This window comes from Pseudomonas sp. P108 (assembly GCF_032613195.1).
Lineage (GTDB): Bacteria > Pseudomonadota > Gammaproteobacteria > Pseudomonadales > Pseudomonadaceae > Aquipseudomonas.
The window spans coordinates 5,785,780-5,800,627 of record NZ_CP126691.1 but is presented as its reverse complement, the minus strand read 5'-3'; the positions used below and the strand labels follow the sequence as shown (position 1 = coordinate 5,800,627).

Annotated in this window: 13 protein-coding genes; 8 read left to right on the top strand and 5 right to left on the bottom strand. The window is 60.7% G+C overall.

What is annotated here, in order from left to right; translation table 11 throughout:
• The first annotated feature begins 147 nt into the window (after positions 1-147).
• Positions 148-1,647 carry an AMP nucleosidase gene (gene amn, locus QOM10_RS25585; protein WP_016986142.1) on the top strand — a complete coding sequence of 500 codons (1,500 nt, stop codon included), beginning with the start codon at positions 148-150 and terminating at the stop codon, positions 1,645-1,647.
• Positions 1,648-1,717: 70 nt separating this feature from the next.
• On the top strand, positions 1,718-2,353 hold the full coding sequence (locus tag QOM10_RS25580; protein ID WP_316917156.1) for a pseudouridine synthase: 636 nt from the start codon (positions 1,718-1,720) through the stop codon (positions 2,351-2,353).
• On the opposite strand, the gene QOM10_RS25575 is transcribed toward QOM10_RS25580, so the two are convergent.
• Together QOM10_RS25575 and QOM10_RS25570 are read right to left on the bottom strand one after the other, a co-directional pair.
• Positions 2,348-2,557 carry a DUF2788 domain-containing protein gene (locus QOM10_RS25575; RefSeq protein ID WP_127929891.1) on the bottom strand — a complete coding sequence of 70 codons (210 nt, stop codon included), beginning with the start codon at positions 2,555-2,557 and terminating at the stop codon, positions 2,348-2,350. The genes QOM10_RS25580 and QOM10_RS25575 overlap by 6 nt on opposite strands.
• Before the next feature lie 280 nt (positions 2,558-2,837).
• Positions 2,838-3,317, bottom strand: coding sequence for an Lrp/AsnC family transcriptional regulator (locus QOM10_RS25570; RefSeq protein ID WP_008081091.1), 480 nt, complete (start codon positions 3,315-3,317; stop codon positions 2,838-2,840).
• A gap of 451 nt (positions 3,318-3,768) precedes the next feature.
• On the opposite strand from QOM10_RS25570, the gene QOM10_RS25565 reads away from it, so the two are divergent.
• Positions 3,769-4,833, top strand: coding sequence for a DUF6515 family protein (locus QOM10_RS25565; RefSeq protein WP_127929890.1), 1,065 nt, complete (start codon positions 3,769-3,771; stop codon positions 4,831-4,833).
• Here the strand turns inward: QOM10_RS25565 and QOM10_RS25560 are convergent.
• Together QOM10_RS25560 and QOM10_RS25555 are read right to left on the bottom strand one after the other, a co-directional pair.
• Positions 4,827-5,735 (bottom strand): cation diffusion facilitator family transporter, encoded by a 909-nt coding sequence (locus QOM10_RS25560; protein WP_127929889.1) that lies wholly within the window; start codon positions 5,733-5,735, stop codon positions 4,827-4,829. The two genes, QOM10_RS25565 and QOM10_RS25560, sit on opposite strands and share 7 nt — an antisense overlap.
• A gap of 12 nt (positions 5,736-5,747) precedes the next feature.
• Positions 5,748-6,167, bottom strand: a complete 420-nt coding sequence (locus QOM10_RS25555; RefSeq protein ID WP_316917155.1) for a polyribonucleotide nucleotidyltransferase — start codon at positions 6,165-6,167, stop codon at positions 5,748-5,750.
• A gap of 110 nt (positions 6,168-6,277) precedes the next feature.
• Between QOM10_RS25555 and hrpB the strand changes: the two genes are divergently transcribed.
• Positions 6,278-8,797 (top strand): ATP-dependent helicase HrpB, encoded by a 2,520-nt coding sequence (hrpB, locus tag QOM10_RS25550; protein ID WP_316917154.1) that lies wholly within the window; start codon positions 6,278-6,280, stop codon positions 8,795-8,797.
• A 207-nt stretch (positions 8,798-9,004) separates the two neighbouring features.
• Here the strand turns inward: hrpB and QOM10_RS25545 are convergent, their stop codons facing one another.
• Entirely contained in the window at positions 9,005-9,919 is a 915-nt protein-coding gene (locus tag QOM10_RS25545; protein ID WP_127929887.1) for a LysR substrate-binding domain-containing protein, read from the bottom strand.
• A 221-nt stretch (positions 9,920-10,140) separates the two neighbouring features.
• On the opposite strand from QOM10_RS25545, the gene QOM10_RS25540 reads away from it, so the two are divergent.
• The 4 genes from QOM10_RS25540 to QOM10_RS25525 all read left to right on the top strand — a co-directional run bounded on the left by QOM10_RS25540 (position 10,141) and on the right by QOM10_RS25525 (position 14,758).
• Positions 10,141-11,631, top strand: coding sequence for an aldehyde dehydrogenase (locus QOM10_RS25540; protein WP_316917153.1), 1,491 nt, complete (start codon positions 10,141-10,143; stop codon positions 11,629-11,631).
• Positions 11,632-12,133: 502 nt separating this feature from the next.
• Positions 12,134-13,120, top strand: a complete 987-nt coding sequence (locus QOM10_RS25535) for an ABC transporter substrate-binding protein (protein ID WP_064118792.1) — start codon at positions 12,134-12,136, stop codon at positions 13,118-13,120.
• A gap of 10 nt (positions 13,121-13,130) precedes the next feature.
• Entirely contained in the window at positions 13,131-13,934 is an 804-nt protein-coding gene (locus QOM10_RS25530) for an ABC transporter permease (RefSeq protein ID WP_127929884.1), read from the top strand.
• Positions 13,922-14,758 carry an ABC transporter ATP-binding protein gene (locus QOM10_RS25525; RefSeq protein WP_316917152.1) on the top strand — a complete coding sequence of 279 codons (837 nt, stop codon included), beginning with the start codon at positions 13,922-13,924 and terminating at the stop codon, positions 14,756-14,758. Before QOM10_RS25530 ends, QOM10_RS25525 begins: the two co-directional genes overlap by 13 nt.
• The last annotated feature ends 90 nt before the right edge of the window (positions 14,759-14,848 follow it).

The window sequence follows — 14,848 nt, the reverse complement described above, 5'->3', positions numbered from 1 at the left end:
CGCGATAGCGGTGTATCAGTCAATGCAAATGTCGACGGATAGACCGCTATCGCGAGCAGGCTCGCTCCCACATGGGATATCCGTTGATGGGGAGATTTGGGTACACCCACAACGCCACTGTTCCCGTGACGCCACGATGCAGGCAAGATGAAGCTCTGCAAGTCAGAACACAGGAAGCTGATCGTGACCGAAGCGTTTATTGTCGTTCAAACCGCCGAACAAGCCGTGGATCGTCTGGCCGAGCTGCATGAGCGAGCCACCACTGCGCTGAACTCGGCGCTCAAGCGTTACCTCAAGGATCGCGTCGAACCCGACGCTGCGCAGCGTGCTCTGTTTCGTTATCCCGAACTGCGTCTGACCTATCACTGCCAGGGCGAAGTCCCGCAGACCACTCGCGCTTACGCCAAGGTGCAACTGCCGGGCACTTACAGCGTCACCGTCACCCACCCGGCGGCGTTCCGCAAATACCTGCTCGAACAACTTGTGCCGTTGATGCACGACTTCACCGTGACCGTGGAAGTCGGTGTCAGCCAGCAGAACATTCCGTATCCGTACGTGGTCGAGCAGGGCGATGAACTGGCCGGCTCCGGCGTCACCGCTGCGGTGCTTGCGCGGGTGTTCCCGAGTACCGACCTGTCCGCCGCCACCGATGGCATCGCCGACGGCCTCTATGACTGGGAAAACACTGATCCGCTGCCGCTGGCCTTGTTCGACGCCGCCCGTGTGGACTTCTCACTGCGCCGTCTGGTGCACTACACCGGCAGCGACTGGCGTCATGTGCAGCCGTGGATTCTGCTGACCAACTATCACCGCTACGTCGATCAGTTCATCGTCCATGGTCTGGAGCAGTTGCGCCGCGACCCGCGTTTTGTGCGCATGGTCTTGCCGGGCAACGTGATCATCGAGAAGGGCATGGATCACGGCGAAGCGTCGGCGATTGCTGCCGGTGTGGTCTGGCACCGTTACCAGATGCCGGCCTATCACCTGATCGCCAGCGATGGCCACGGCGTGACGCTGGTCAACATCGGTGTTGGTCCGTCCAACGCCAAGAACATCACCGACCACCTGGCGGTGTTGCGTCCGCATTGCTGGCTGATGATCGGTCACTGCGGCGGTTTGCGTCAGTCGCAGACCATTGGCGACTACGTGCTGGCTCACGCTTACATGCGTCGCGACGGCATTCTCGACCGCGTGGTGCCACCGAACATTCCGATCCCGGCGCTGGCCGAAGTGCAAATGGCGCTGCAGCAAGCAGCGGCGAATGTCACTGGCGAGAAGGGCGACGACCTGAAAAAACGCCTGCGTACCGGCACCGTGCTGACCTACGACGACCGTAACTGGGAGTTGCGTTGGGCCCAGGAGCGGCCGTTGATCAACCTGTCCCGCGCGGTCGCGGTGGACATGGAAAGCGGCACGATTGCCGCGCAGGGTTACCGCTTGCGAGTGCCGTACGGCACGTTGCTCTGCGTTTCGGACAAACCGCTGCACAGCGAAATCAAGCTGCCGGGTTCGGCCAACGCCTTCTATGAACGCGCGGTCAGCCAGCACTTGAAGATCGGCATCGAAGCGGTGGACCTGCTGCGCACCGAACTCAACTCGCTGCACTCGCGCAAACTGCGCAGCTTCGACGAACCGCCGTTCCGCTGATTTGTTGATGGTCATTTAACGGTCAGGCTACTAGCATTGGCAGCCCTGACCGTTAGATGTTCTTTTCGCCATGTCCCGTCCCCCGCGTCCACCTTCCCGCCGCCCTGGCGCGAAGCCTCAGTCTGCTTCCCCGCGCCGTGTTGCCAAGGCACCCCCGGCCGAGCCGAAACTGGTCCTGTTCAATAAACCGTTCGATGTGCTGACGCAGTTCAGCGACGGCGAAGGGCGGGCGACGCTCAAGGATTACATTGATGTGCCCGGCATATATCCGGCCGGACGCCTGGATCGTGACAGTGAAGGCTTGTTGCTGCTGACCAACGACGGGCAGTTGCAGGCGCGCATCGCCGATCCGAAACACAAATTGGCGAAGACCTATTGGGTGCAGGTTGAAGGTGTGCCGACGGCCGAACAGCTGCAGCGTTTGCGTGACGGCGTTGAGCTGAATGACGGCATGACCTTGCCCGCCGAAGCGCGACAACTGGATGAGCCTGAGTTGTGGCCGCGCAATCCGCCGGTGCGTTTTCGCGCGACCATACCGACTTCGTGGCTGGAACTGGTGATTCGCGAAGGGCGCAACCGTCAGGTGCGGCGCATGACCGCGGCGGTCGGTCTGCCGACGTTGCGGCTGGTGCGGGTCAGGATTGGCGACTGGACGATCGAAGGCCTCGATCAGGGCCAGTGGAAGGAAGTGCCGGCGCGCTTATAGAGCGCCGGATTCGATCAGGCCGATCACCACACTCTTGATGATGAACGCGGCCACGCCCAGGCCCAGTACGAAAAACAGAATGAACGAACCAAAGCGCCCGGCCTTGGACTTCTTCGCCAGATCCCAGACGATGAAACCCATGAAAATGATCAGGGTGCTGACCAGACCGGTCATCATCCACTCTTCTAATAATGCTGGATCCATTGGGTTTCTCCGGCGCGCATGGGGCTAAAAGGGCGCGGCGAGTATACGCCAAGGTGTGTGGGGTGGCATTGATCTGGGTCTGAACCGAAGCCTTTGCCCTCACCCTAGCCCTCTCCCGTAGGGAGAGGGGACTGACCGAGGTGTCTGGCGTCATACATCGACCTGAAAGATCGAGTCGATTATGGATTCACAGCAGAACGCTCAGGTCGGCGTACTTCTTCAGCATCTCACGGTCGGCCCCCTCTCCCTTTGGGAGAGGGCTGGGGTGAGGGGCTTTTGATCAGTTGCGCAGGTGGGTCAAGGGCAGTTCAGTGCTGTTGAGCACCTGATTCAGCACAAAACTCGACCGAACGCTGGTCACCCCTTCGATCCGGGTCAAATGCCCCAGCAACAGCTTCTGATAGTGATCCATATCCGGCACCACCACCTTCAACTGGTAATCGGCATCCACCCCCGTCACCAGGCTGCACTCCAACACTTGCGGCAACGTCCGAATCGCCGCCTCGAAATTCTCGAAACGCTCCGGCGTATGCCGATCCATGCCGATCAGCACATACGCCGTCAGGCTCAGCCCAAGCATCTTGCGATCAAGCAACGCCACCTGACGCGAAATATAGCCATCGTCTTCCAGTTGCTTGACCCGACGCGAGCAAGGGGAGGGCGACAGACCGATGCGCTCGGCCAATTCCTGGTTGGAGATGCGGGCGTCGCGCTGCAATTCCGCCAAAATGCTCAGGTCGTAACGGTCGAGTTTGCTCATCAATCTGTCCTTGGTTGTAACTATTGCGGCGGATTATCTATCCAGGGTTAAAAATTGCGCAAGTGGTGTTTATTTCAGCAATCTTCGCAATCCTCTGTCGCGGTCTCAGACCTATTCTTATCACCAGAATCACTGCTCGGTAACACAGTCCACGCGGCCCGCCCTATCCGGCCTGCCGCGGCCGCCACCCCCACCGGGGTTGTGCCGGCCCCCGAGCTGCACACTGTCCAGAAGACGGCGTGAGGTGAGCCGACGTCAAAAGCGTCGAGCCAGGACGAAGTTCTCTAGAAGGGAGGCCGACGGGTCTCCCTTTTTTCTTGCCTGCGATTTCATGCCGGGCGCTCAATAAATAAGTTGCGCGACTGATAACCTGTTGCAGAACCGGGCGTGTGTATTCCCGGTCTTAGTGACAAGTCCTCTTACATTTGCAGGCCCCGCAGTGAGAAAAAGCATGAATTCGCGCATCTGGCGTCTGGCTGGTGTTGGTTTGCTGTGTTTGAGTGTCAGTGTGCAAGCGCTTGCCGATGAGCCACAGAATCGCGGCCCGGATGGCGGCGGCCACGGTCCGGATCATCAGGGCAACAATCAGGGCCGTGGCGGCAACAATCAGCCGCGTCCGCAGAACAATCCATCGCAGAATCAGCCGCAACAGAATCAGCCGCGCCCGCAGAACAACGAGATCATTCGTGGCGACAACAGCCGCCAGTTCGAGCACAACGGCAACAACAATGGCCAGTGGCAGAACCGCGATCAGAATCGCCCGGCCTACAATCCCAATCCGGTGCGCCAACCGCCACCGCCGCCGCAACTGCCGGCCAACAGCCTGCCGATCCAGCCACGGCCCGACACCGTGCGCCAGACCCAAGAGCCGCGTCAGGGTTACTACCGCGATGAGCGCCCGCAGAACGGCTACAACAATCAGCATTGGCAGACCAACAACCGACCTAACGACAATCGCTGGCCGGGGCGTCCGGACGGTCACGGCAACGGTTGGGGCCCAGGCCCGCAATACCGGCCGGGACATGTGATCGACCGCTTCCCGGATCGCGATTACCGCGTGCCGTATCGTGGTCAGGATTACTTCTATTCGGGCGGCTACTGGTATCGCCCGCAAGGCCCGCGCTACATCGTCGTGCAGCCGCCGCGCGGGATCCGCATTCAGTATTTGCCGGATTACGCCCGAGAAGTGTGGATCGGTGGTTCGCTGCTGTTCCTCGCCGCTGGTTCCTACTATGCCTATCAGGAAGCGACCCAGGATTACATCGTGGTCGAACCGCCGGTGCAGCAACAGCCGCAGCCGCAATCCCAAGGCTATGACGTCGAAGCGTATCCGGCCAATGGCCAGTCGCCGGAGCAGGTACAGCAGGACGGTTACCAGTGCTATCAGTACGCGGTGCAGCAAAGCGGTTTCGACCCACGCACCGCGACGTATCAACCGGCGCCAGAAGTGGTTCAGGCGTACCGGCAGGCTCAGGGCAATTGCCTGAGCAGTCGCGGTTATCAGGTCAGTTACTGAAGCCGGGTTTGCGCCCGTTCAGATTTGACCACTTCCTGCGGGTCGGCGTGCACCAGCACTTCGGCTCGCGGGTAGGCGTTGTGAATGGCATCGGCCGCTTGATCGCTGATGCCGTGCGCCACTGACAGGGTCAGTTCCCCCGGCAATTCCAGGTGCAACTGCACAAACCAGTGGTTGCCGGAGATTCGCGTGCGCAAGTCATGCGCGCCCAACACGCCCGGCACACTGCACGCCAGTTCGAGCATGTGCTGACTGACATCCGTCGGCAGTTCTTCATCCATCAACACCGAAAAACTTTCCCGGGCGATTTGTATCGCGCTCCACAGAATGTATGCGGCAATTCCCAGGCCGAACCAGGCATCCAGTTGTTCAAAACCAAAACCGGCAAGGATCAACGCAATCAGAATGCTGCCGTTGAGCAACATGTCCGAGCGATAGTGCAGCGAGTCCGCGCGCACCGCGTTGGAGCCGGTCTGCTTGATCACCCGATGCTGCAACACCAGCAACGCCGCCGTCAGCAGCAGCGAAAACACGATCACACCGATGCTCAGCCACGGTGCGCCGAGCGGCTCTGGCGTCTTCAACCGTTCGAACGCCTGAAACGCGATCAACACCGCACTGCCACCAATGAACAGCGCCTGCGCCATGCCCGCCAGCGATTCCGCTTTGCCGTGGCCATAACGGTGATCGTCATCGGCGGGGCGTAGCGCGTAATGCACCGCCAGCAGATTGAGCATCGAGGTGACACCATCCAGCGCCGAGTCGGTGAGGCCGGCGAGCATGCTCACCGAACCGCTGAGCCACCAGGCAATGGCTTTGGCGACGATCAGCGTGCACGCGACCGCCACCGAGGCGCGGGTCGCCAGCCGTAGCAGGCGGGCGTGTTCGGGGCTGGATGTCATTTAACTTCCTTTTTAAGCGGCGGGTTGCAGGCCGAACATCGCCAGTTGCTGAGTGCCGCCCTTGTGTTGAATCAGGCGCGGGTCGTCCAGAGGAAAGTCCCGCCCAAGTTCACTTTCGAGAATAGCCTGCAGCTTGTGATTATCGACCTGACCGTCCGGACCGATGGCTTGTTTGAGTTTGGCCGGATCGATCTGCGCGGTGTGACCCGGTTCGAAATAGATCGCGCCGGTGGCGAAGTCGACGGCAAACGCGATCAGCCCGGGAATGACGTAGAACAGCAGGCCCACGGCGTCGAGCACGGCAATCGCCGGGTCAATCTTGCCGTCGATCTGACCGCGTCGGTCCGGGTAGAAAATCGAACCGCACGCGGTGATTTGCGTGAGCAGGGTGGCGACCAGTACACCGCCGATCAGGCGAAAAGGTAAGCGCATGGGAAAATCTCCTGATTGATCTAAGAACGAAGCGTCGTCGTGTGAAGTTAAGACCCTGACGAACGCCCGCCAGTTCGCCGTTATACTCGGGCCTCTGTTTTGGAGCCAGCATGAATTCTTTGCCAATCGATGACGTTTTACCCGCCCTGCGTGAAGCCTTGGCGACGCGCCACGAAGCCGTGCTCGAAGCACCGCCCGGCGCCGGTAAAACCACCCGCGTGCCCTTGGCTTTGCTCAATGAAGCGTGGCTGGCCGGGCAGACCATTCTGATGCTTGAGCCGCGCCGTCTCGCCGCGCGTGCAGCCGCAGAGCGATTGGCCAGTGAGCTGGGCGAGAAGGTCGGGGAAACCGTCGGTTATCGCATTCGTCTCGACAGCAAGGTCGGCCCCAATACGCGCATCGAAGTGGTCACCGAAGGCATTCTCACCCGGCGCTTGCAGGATGATCCGGCACTGGAAGGCGTGGGCCTGCTGATCTTCGACGAATTCCACGAACGCAGCCTCGACGCCGACCTGGCGCTGGCCTTAAGTCTGAACGGTCGCGAGTTGTTTCGAGCTGAACAGCCGCTGAAGATTCTGCTGATGTCGGCCACGCTCGAAGGCGAGCGTCTGGCCGGGTTGCTGGACGACGCGCCGATCCTGCGCAGCGAAGGGCGCATGTATCCGGTGACGATGCGCTGGGGCCGGCCGTTTCAGCCCGGCGAATACATCGATCAACGCGTCACGCAAACCGTACTCGAAGCGCTGCACGATGAAACCGGCAGCCTGTTGGTGTTCCTGCCGGGGCAGGCGGAAATTCGTCGCGTGCATCAACAATTGGTCGACGCAATCGGTGAGCGCAGTGATGTTCTGCTGTGCCCGCTGCACGGTGAACTCGACCTCAATGCGCAACGTGCGGCGATCGATCCGGCGCCGGCCGGTCAGCGCAAAGTGGTGCTGGCGACCAACATCGCCGAGACCAGTCTGACCATCAACGGCGTGCGCGTGGTGATCGACGCCGGGCTGGCGCGGGTGCCGCGTTTCGATCCCGGCAGCGGCATGACGCGCCTTGATACCCAGCGGATTTCCAAGGCCAGCGCCACCCAACGGGCGGGTCGGGCAGGGCGACTGGAGCCGGGCGTTTGCTATCGCTTGTGGTCGCAGGATCAGCACGAACAGCTCGCCGCTTATGGCAGTGCGGAAATTCTTTCGGCGGATCTCGCCAGCCTCGCCCTGCAACTGGGGCGCTGGGGTGTCACGCCGGGCGAACTGGTCTGGCTCGACGTTCCGCCAGCGGCGGCTTATGCACAGGCGCAGGATTTGCTGCAGCGTCTCGGCGCGCTGGAAGGTGAAGCGCTGACCACGCACGGTCAGGCCATGGCTGAGTTACCGGCGCATCCGCGCATCGGTCATTTGCTGTTGCGCGGTCAGGCATTGGGTTTGGCCAACATGGCCTGCGACGTCGCCGCATTGCTTGGTGAGCGCGATATCTTGCGTGGCGCCGGGGCGGATCTGCACAGTCGTCTGGTGCTGCTCTCCGGCGAAGAACGTGCCGCCCGAGGTGCGCAGGGCGGCGTACAACGGGCTAAGCAACTCGCCCGGCAATATCGCGGTTACCTGCGCGGCAAGGCCAGTGAACCGGTCAGCGATCCTGATCATCCGCGCTGGCTCGGCGCGTTGCTGGCGCTGGCCTACCCGGATCGCGTCGCGCAACAGCGGCGTGCCGGTGGCGCCGAATATCGCCTGGCCAATGGTCGCGCTGCGTTGTTCGCCGAAGCCGACAGCCTGATGAAAGAGCCGTGGATCGTCATCGCCGATCTCGGCAGCCGTCAGGGCCAGCGTGAAGAGCGGATTTATCTGGCGGCGGATTTCGACCCGGCGCTGTTCGATTCGGTGTTGGCCGAACAGGTGCGCAACGTCGATCAACTGGACTGGGACGAGCGCGAAGGCGTGTTGCGCGCCGAGCGTCAGCGCAAGGTCGGCGAGCTGATTCTCAGCCGTGAGCCGTTGACCGGTCTCGACGAAAATGCGCGCAGTCAGGCGCTGGTCAATCTGGTGCGGCGCAAAGGTCTGGAGCTGCTGCCATGGACGCCGGAACTGCGTCAGTGGCAGGCGCGAGTGGCGTTGTTGCGGCAGTTGGAATTGAACATTCAGGAAAACAGTCAGTGGCCGGATGTCAGTGATGCGACGTTGCTCAACACCCTCGAAGATTGGTTGATGCCCTATCTGGGCAAGGTTTCGCGACTCAGCCATTTTGTCAATCTCGATCTGTCGAGCATCGTGCGCAATCTGCTGCCGTGGCCGTTGCCGCAGAAGCTTGATGAGCTGGCGCCGCATCATCTGAGCGTGCCGTCGGGGTCGTCGATTCGTTTGGACTACAGCGAGTTTCCACCGATTCTCGCGGTGCGTTTGCAGGAGCTGTTCGGGCTGGCCGATACGCCGCGAATCGCCGGTGGGCGGCAGGTGGTCAAATTGCATCTGCTATCGCCAGCGCGGCGCCCGGTGCAGGTGACGCAGGATCTGGCCAACTTCTGGCGCAGTACCTATGCCGAGGTGAAGAAGGATTTGAAGGGGCGGTATCCGAAGCACTATTGGCCGGATGATCCGCTGGTGGCCGAGGCGACCGCACGGGCCAAGCCGCGTGGCACCTGAAGAGCAAGAGATCGCAGCCTTCGGCAGCTCCTACAGAATTGAAGTCGGCCACATAATAACGGTACGACACCGATCTACTGTGGGAGCGAGCCTGCTCGCGAAGGTCGTGTCAGTCGATACATCCGCTGACTGAACATCTACATTCGCGAGCAGGCTCGCTCCCACAGGTTTTGCGTAGGACCTGCCGAAGGCTGCGATCTTTTATGATTAAAAGTGAGTCTTCGCGGTCAGTTGTTCGCGGCAATAATCGGCGAACAACTGCGCCGGTTTGGTCAACTGCCCGCGTTTGAGCCACGCCGCCACCAAACCTGAACCGGTGACGTCCTCGACGATGTCCACGCACACGACTTTCTTGCCGTCGTAGGTGCATTCCGAATGGGGTTTGGTCACCAGAATCGAAAAGCCGAAACCCTGGCCGACCATCCCGCGCACCATTTCAATCGATGGTGAGCTGAACTCGATGCGTGGGGTCAGCCCGAGCTCTTCAAACAGGCTGACGAAGTAGGTCCGGCTCGGCTGCACATCGAGCAGGATCATCGGATCCAGACACAAGTCGCGCAGTGACACTTGCTTGTACTGGGCAAAACGATGATCCGCCGGCAACAGCGCGTAGGGCCGTTGAGCCGGCATCAACGGTTCGGTCTGGATGGTCGCGTCGAGTTCATGTTCATAAAGAATCACCAGGTCGAACGCGCCTGACGTCAGGCCTTGCACCAGCTCTTGCTGCTCGCCATCGCGGATGCGGATTTTCACCCCCGGATACAGCGCCGAGAACCCGGCAATCAGTTGCGGCAAGTACAACGGCGCAACCGTTTCGAAACAACCGATATCGATCTGCCCCGCGACCACATCATTGTCGGCGAGGGCGTTCTGCTCGAACTCCTTGGCCATGCGCAACAGTTCCTGCGCCTTGCGCAAAAAACGCGCACCGCTTGGCGTAAGGGAAACCCCTTGCGCGTGATGACGGATCAGCAGTTGCACGGCGAAGCTGTCTTCCAGCGCCTTGATCGCGGTGGAGATCGCCGGTTGCGCGATGTACAGCTTGCGCGAAGCCTCGGCAACGCTGCCGCACTCGACGGTGGTGATGAAGTATTTCAGCTGACGCAAATTGTAGGCGGCCACGGCAAACCTCTGGACGAGCGGACTCGACTTCCAAGCAATTTGTGCGCCGCCACGTCCGTTGCGCGACGATGTTGTTATCCCTCAACCATAGCCACCTGCGCAGCGTTTGGGGGAAGTCATTGCCCAGTGTTTTTATTGCCTGCGAAGACATTTTTACTATTTTTAGCCCCTGCGGGCCTGAGCGACCATCGAGGCACAATAACGTCTCAGGAGCATCCGTCGTGTTCGAGCTTGCAGAGTGGCAGCGCCGCGCCGTTGCATTGAAGTTTCCCGATCAGGCCGTGATCGACGGCAAGCATTGCGCCGCGATATCGGGGCAGACTTTTGCCGCGATCAACCCGGCGACCGGGCAGTGTCTGGCGAATGTCGCTGCGTGTGGCGAAGAGGAAGTGGACGCGGCGGTGCGCAATGCGCGTCAGGTGTTCGAAGCTGGCATCTGGTCGCAGCGCTCGCCAGCCGAGCGCAAGCAAGTGCTGCTGCGTCTGGCTGATTTGCTGATGAGTCATCGCGAAGAGCTGGCCTTGCTCGACTCGCTGAACATGGGTAAACCGGTGATGGACGCTTACAACATCGACGTGCCGGGCGCCGCCGGGGTGTTTCGCTGGTACGCCGAAAGCATCGACAAACTCTACGATCAGGTCGCGCCCAGTGCGCCGAATGTGCTGGCGACCATCACCCGTGAAGCACTCGGTGTAGTCGCCGCTGTGGTGCCGTGGAATTTCCCGTTGGACATGGCCGCGTGGAAACTCGCGCCGGCGTTGGCGGCGGGTAATTCGGTGATCCTCAAGCCGGCCGAGCAGTCACCGTTTTCGGCATTGCGTCTGGCCGATCTGGCGCTGGAAGCAGGGCTGCCGGCGGGAGTGCTGAACGTGTTGCCGGGGCTTGGCGAACAGGCTGGCAAGGCGTTGGGTTTGCACGCGGATGTCGATTGTCTGGTGTTCACCGGCTCGACTCAGGTCGGCAAATATTTCATGCAGTATTCCGCGCAATCGAACCTCAAACAGGTGTGGCTGGAGTGCGGCGGCAAGAGCGCCAATCTGGTGTTCGCCGATTGTCAGGATCTCGATCTGGCAGCGGAAAAAGCCGCGTTCGGGATCTTCTTCAATCAGGGTGAAGTCTGCTCGGCCAATTCGCGGTTGCTGGTGGAGCGTTCGATTCACGATGAGTTTGTCGAGCGCTTGAAAGCGCAGGCTGAGCGTTGGTTGCCGGGGGATCCGCTGGATCCGCAAAGCAGTGCTGGCGCCATTGTTGATCACAAGCAGACGGCGGGCATCATGCGTTTTATTCGCAGTGCCGAGCAGTCCGGTGCGACGCGGGTTTGTGGCGGGCAGCAGCGGCGGTTTAACGGGTCGGACAATTTTATTGAGCCGACGATTTTTACCGGTGTAACCGCCGACATGCCGCTGTTTCGCGACGAGGTATTCGGACCGGTGCTGGCGGTGATGCCGTTCGATAATGAAGCCGAGGCTATACGGCTGGCCAACGACAGTGCGTATGGACTGGCGGCGTCGTTGTGGACCGATGACCTCAACCGCGCACACCGCGTGGCGCGGCAGCTGCGCGCGGGTACGGTGTCGGTCAACACGGTGGATGCGCTGGATGTGACGGTGCCTTTTGGCGGTGGTAAACCGTCAGGGTTTGGACGCGATCTGTCGTTGCACTCGTTCGACAAATACACCCAACTGAAAACCACCTGGTTCCAGTTGCGCTGAGACGAGTCGCCCCCTTCGCGAGCAGGCTCGCTCCCACACTGGATCTATGTCACACCGAAGATCCCCTGTAGGAGTGAGCCTGCTCGCGATTGCGGTGGGTCAGGCAGCCAAGCAATCGACTGACCTGACGCCATCGCGAGCAGGCTCACTCCTACAGGTTTCAGCGGTGTTCACAAAATCCGGGGTTCGCTCGAGATCCCTGTGGGAGCGGGCCTGCCAGCGATGACATTCTCCCGGTCACAGAAAATCCCCGATCTGCACCCACCTCGCGCACCCCCGCAATCCCCGCCCTTTAGCAGTGCGCACTACCCAGTTTTTTCATCATTTGCAGCCAACAATTTCCTGATTTTCCTCACCGCGCACATGGGCCACCATCGATCTTGCCCGCCAGCCGAATGTTGTCCGCCCAAGCGTCCGCGAGAGTCCAACGGCAGCAACTGCACAACGGCCGGCGACCGTACTGCCCATGACAAAACTAAATCAACAGCGTCGGGAGTGCTCCATGATCAAGTCCTTGTGTATTCGCCTCACTCACCCTTTGGCAATCACCGCCCTGGCGGCCACGGTCGCGACCAGCGCCCAGGCTGGCACCTTGTCTATCGGTCACACCACATGGGTCGGCTACGGCACGCTCTATCTGGCTCAGGATCTGGGCTACTTCAAGGAAAACGGTTTGACCGTCGAACTGCCAGTGGTCGAAGAGGCGTCGATGTACATGGCCGCGCAGGCCTCCGGGCAATTGTCCGGCTCGGCGTCGACCATCGATGAAGTGCTCAAGTATCGCCCGCAGTTCTGCTTCAAAGCGGTCGCGGCGCTGGATGACAGCCATGGCGGCGACGGCGTGCTGGTCGGCAAGGATGTGAAGAGCCTGCAAGAACTCAAGGGTAAATCCGTGGCAGTCAACGAAGGCTCCACGTCGCAGTTCTGGCTTTCCTACCTGCTGAAAAAGAACGGCATGAAGATGAGCGACATCACCGTGCAGAACATGACCGCTGATGACGCCGCCACCGCGTTCATCGCCGGTCGCGTACCCGCCGCCGTGACTTGGGAGCCGCACTTGTCGATGGTTCGCGACAAGCAGCAGGGCAAAGTATTGATCGACAGCAGCAGCACCCCCGGGGTGATCGTCGATGTGGTCGCGCTCAATTGCACGGTTATCGAAAAACAGCCGGAAGACGTCAAGGCGTTGGTCGCCGGCTTGTACAAAGCCGTGCAGTACACCAAGGATCACCCGGAAGACGCGTACAAAATCATGGCCAAAGGCGTCGGCGGCTACCTGTCCGATCCGAAGGAACTGGCCGCCGCCGCACAAGGCGTGCGTTTCTACGATCAAGCGATGAGCGAGAAACTTCTCGGCTCGCCGGGCAAACCGGGTGACAGCGCAGCGCTGATCAAACTGGCCAACGAAACCGCCAGCGAACTGCAGGGCAAACCCTACAACGTCAGCAACGACGAACTGGTCGACAACCGTTTCGTCAGCCCGCTCTAGGAGGTTTGCCATGTTCAAGCGCAATTCATGGCTGAGCCGCAGCCTTACGCCAAAAACCGCTTTGCCGGTGCAAGTGGTGTGGAGCGCCAGCGCTCTGGCCTGGGTGTTGTTGGTCGGTCTGTGGGCCGGGTTGTCTTACGGCGGCGTCGTGCCGGGGATGTTTTTGCCGACGCCGGGCGCGGTGGTTGAAGCCGCCGTGCGCCTGGGCCGCGACGGCACCCTCGGCACGCATGTCTGGGCGAGTGTCGAAGTGGTGATGGTCGGCTTCATCGTGTCGTCGCTGGTGGCGGTGCCGTTGGGGTTACTGATGGGCAGCTTCCGCATCGTCCAGGCATTCCTTGAGCCGCTGGTGAATTTCATTCGCTACCTGCCGGTGACCTCATTCGTGCCGCTGTTCATCCTGTGGATCGGCATCGGTCTGGAGCAGCGGGTTTCGGTGATTATCTTCGGCGTGTTCTTTCAGCAACTGGTGATGATCGCCGATGTATCCAAAGGCATTTCCAAGGACTTGATCAACGCCTCCTACACCTTGGGTTCCAGTCGCCGCGATGCGGTGTTGCATGTGATCGCGCCGGCCTCGGTACCGGGCGTGCTCGATACCCTAAGGGTAACGATGGGCTGGGCCTGGACGTATCTGGTGGTGGCTGAACTGGTCGCCGCTTCCAGCGGTTTGGGTTACCTGAGCCTGAAGGCCATGCGCGGTTTTCAGGTGGATGTGATTTTTCTCGCCATCGCGATCATCGGCCTGCTCGGTCTGGTCACCGATCAACTGTTCCGTTTTCTTCGTTTGAGGGTTGCCGCATGGGCTCAGTGACTGCTGCCAATCATCGTTTCATCGAACCTGTCGCGACCCCGGCGCAAGCGGCGTCACGCTTGCAGGTCGACAAGGTCAGCCTGCGTTACAAGAAGCCTGACGGCGGGACGTTTACTGCGCTGGAAGAGGTCTCGTTCGAGGTGCCGGATCAGCAATTCGCCGTACTGGTCGGGCCATCGGGTTGCGGCAAGTCGAGTCTGTTGTATCTGACCGCCGGACTGGCTGAGCCGACCTCCGGTGATATCTACGTCGGCGGCCAGCAAGTACAGGGCCCCGGCGCGGATCGCGGCATGGTCTTTCAGAGCTACACGCTGTTCCCGTGGCTGACGGTGCGCCAGAACGTCGAGTTCGGTCTCAAGCGTCGTGGCATGCCGGCGGCGCGGCGCAGGGAGATCGTCGATTATTACGTCAACGAAGTCGGCCTCGCCGGGTTCGCCAACAACTACGCCAAGCAGTTGTCGGGCGGGATGATGCAGCGTGTGGCGATCGCCCGGGCGCTGGCCAATGACCCGCAGATTCTGCTGATGGACGAACCGTTCGGCGCCCTCGACAGCCAGACACGTTTGCAGATGCAGCAGTTGTTGCTGCGCGTCTGGGGCAACAGCAAGAAAACCGTGTTGTTCGTCACCCATGACATCGACGAAGCCATTCTGCTCGGCGACCGGGTCTATGTGATGGGCGCCAAACCGGGGCGGATCAAACAGATTCTCGACGTACCGATCGAACGTCCACGCTCACTGGACATGGTCATGGACCGCTCGTTCATCGACATGAAACGACAGATCTTCGGGCTGCTGCATGACGACCTGGAAGAGGTGCATTGATCCAACGGTCATATCACCTGGCCATTGTGGGAGCGAGCCTGCTCGCGAAGACGTAGTGTCAGTCGGTAATAGGGTGCCTGACACACCGCT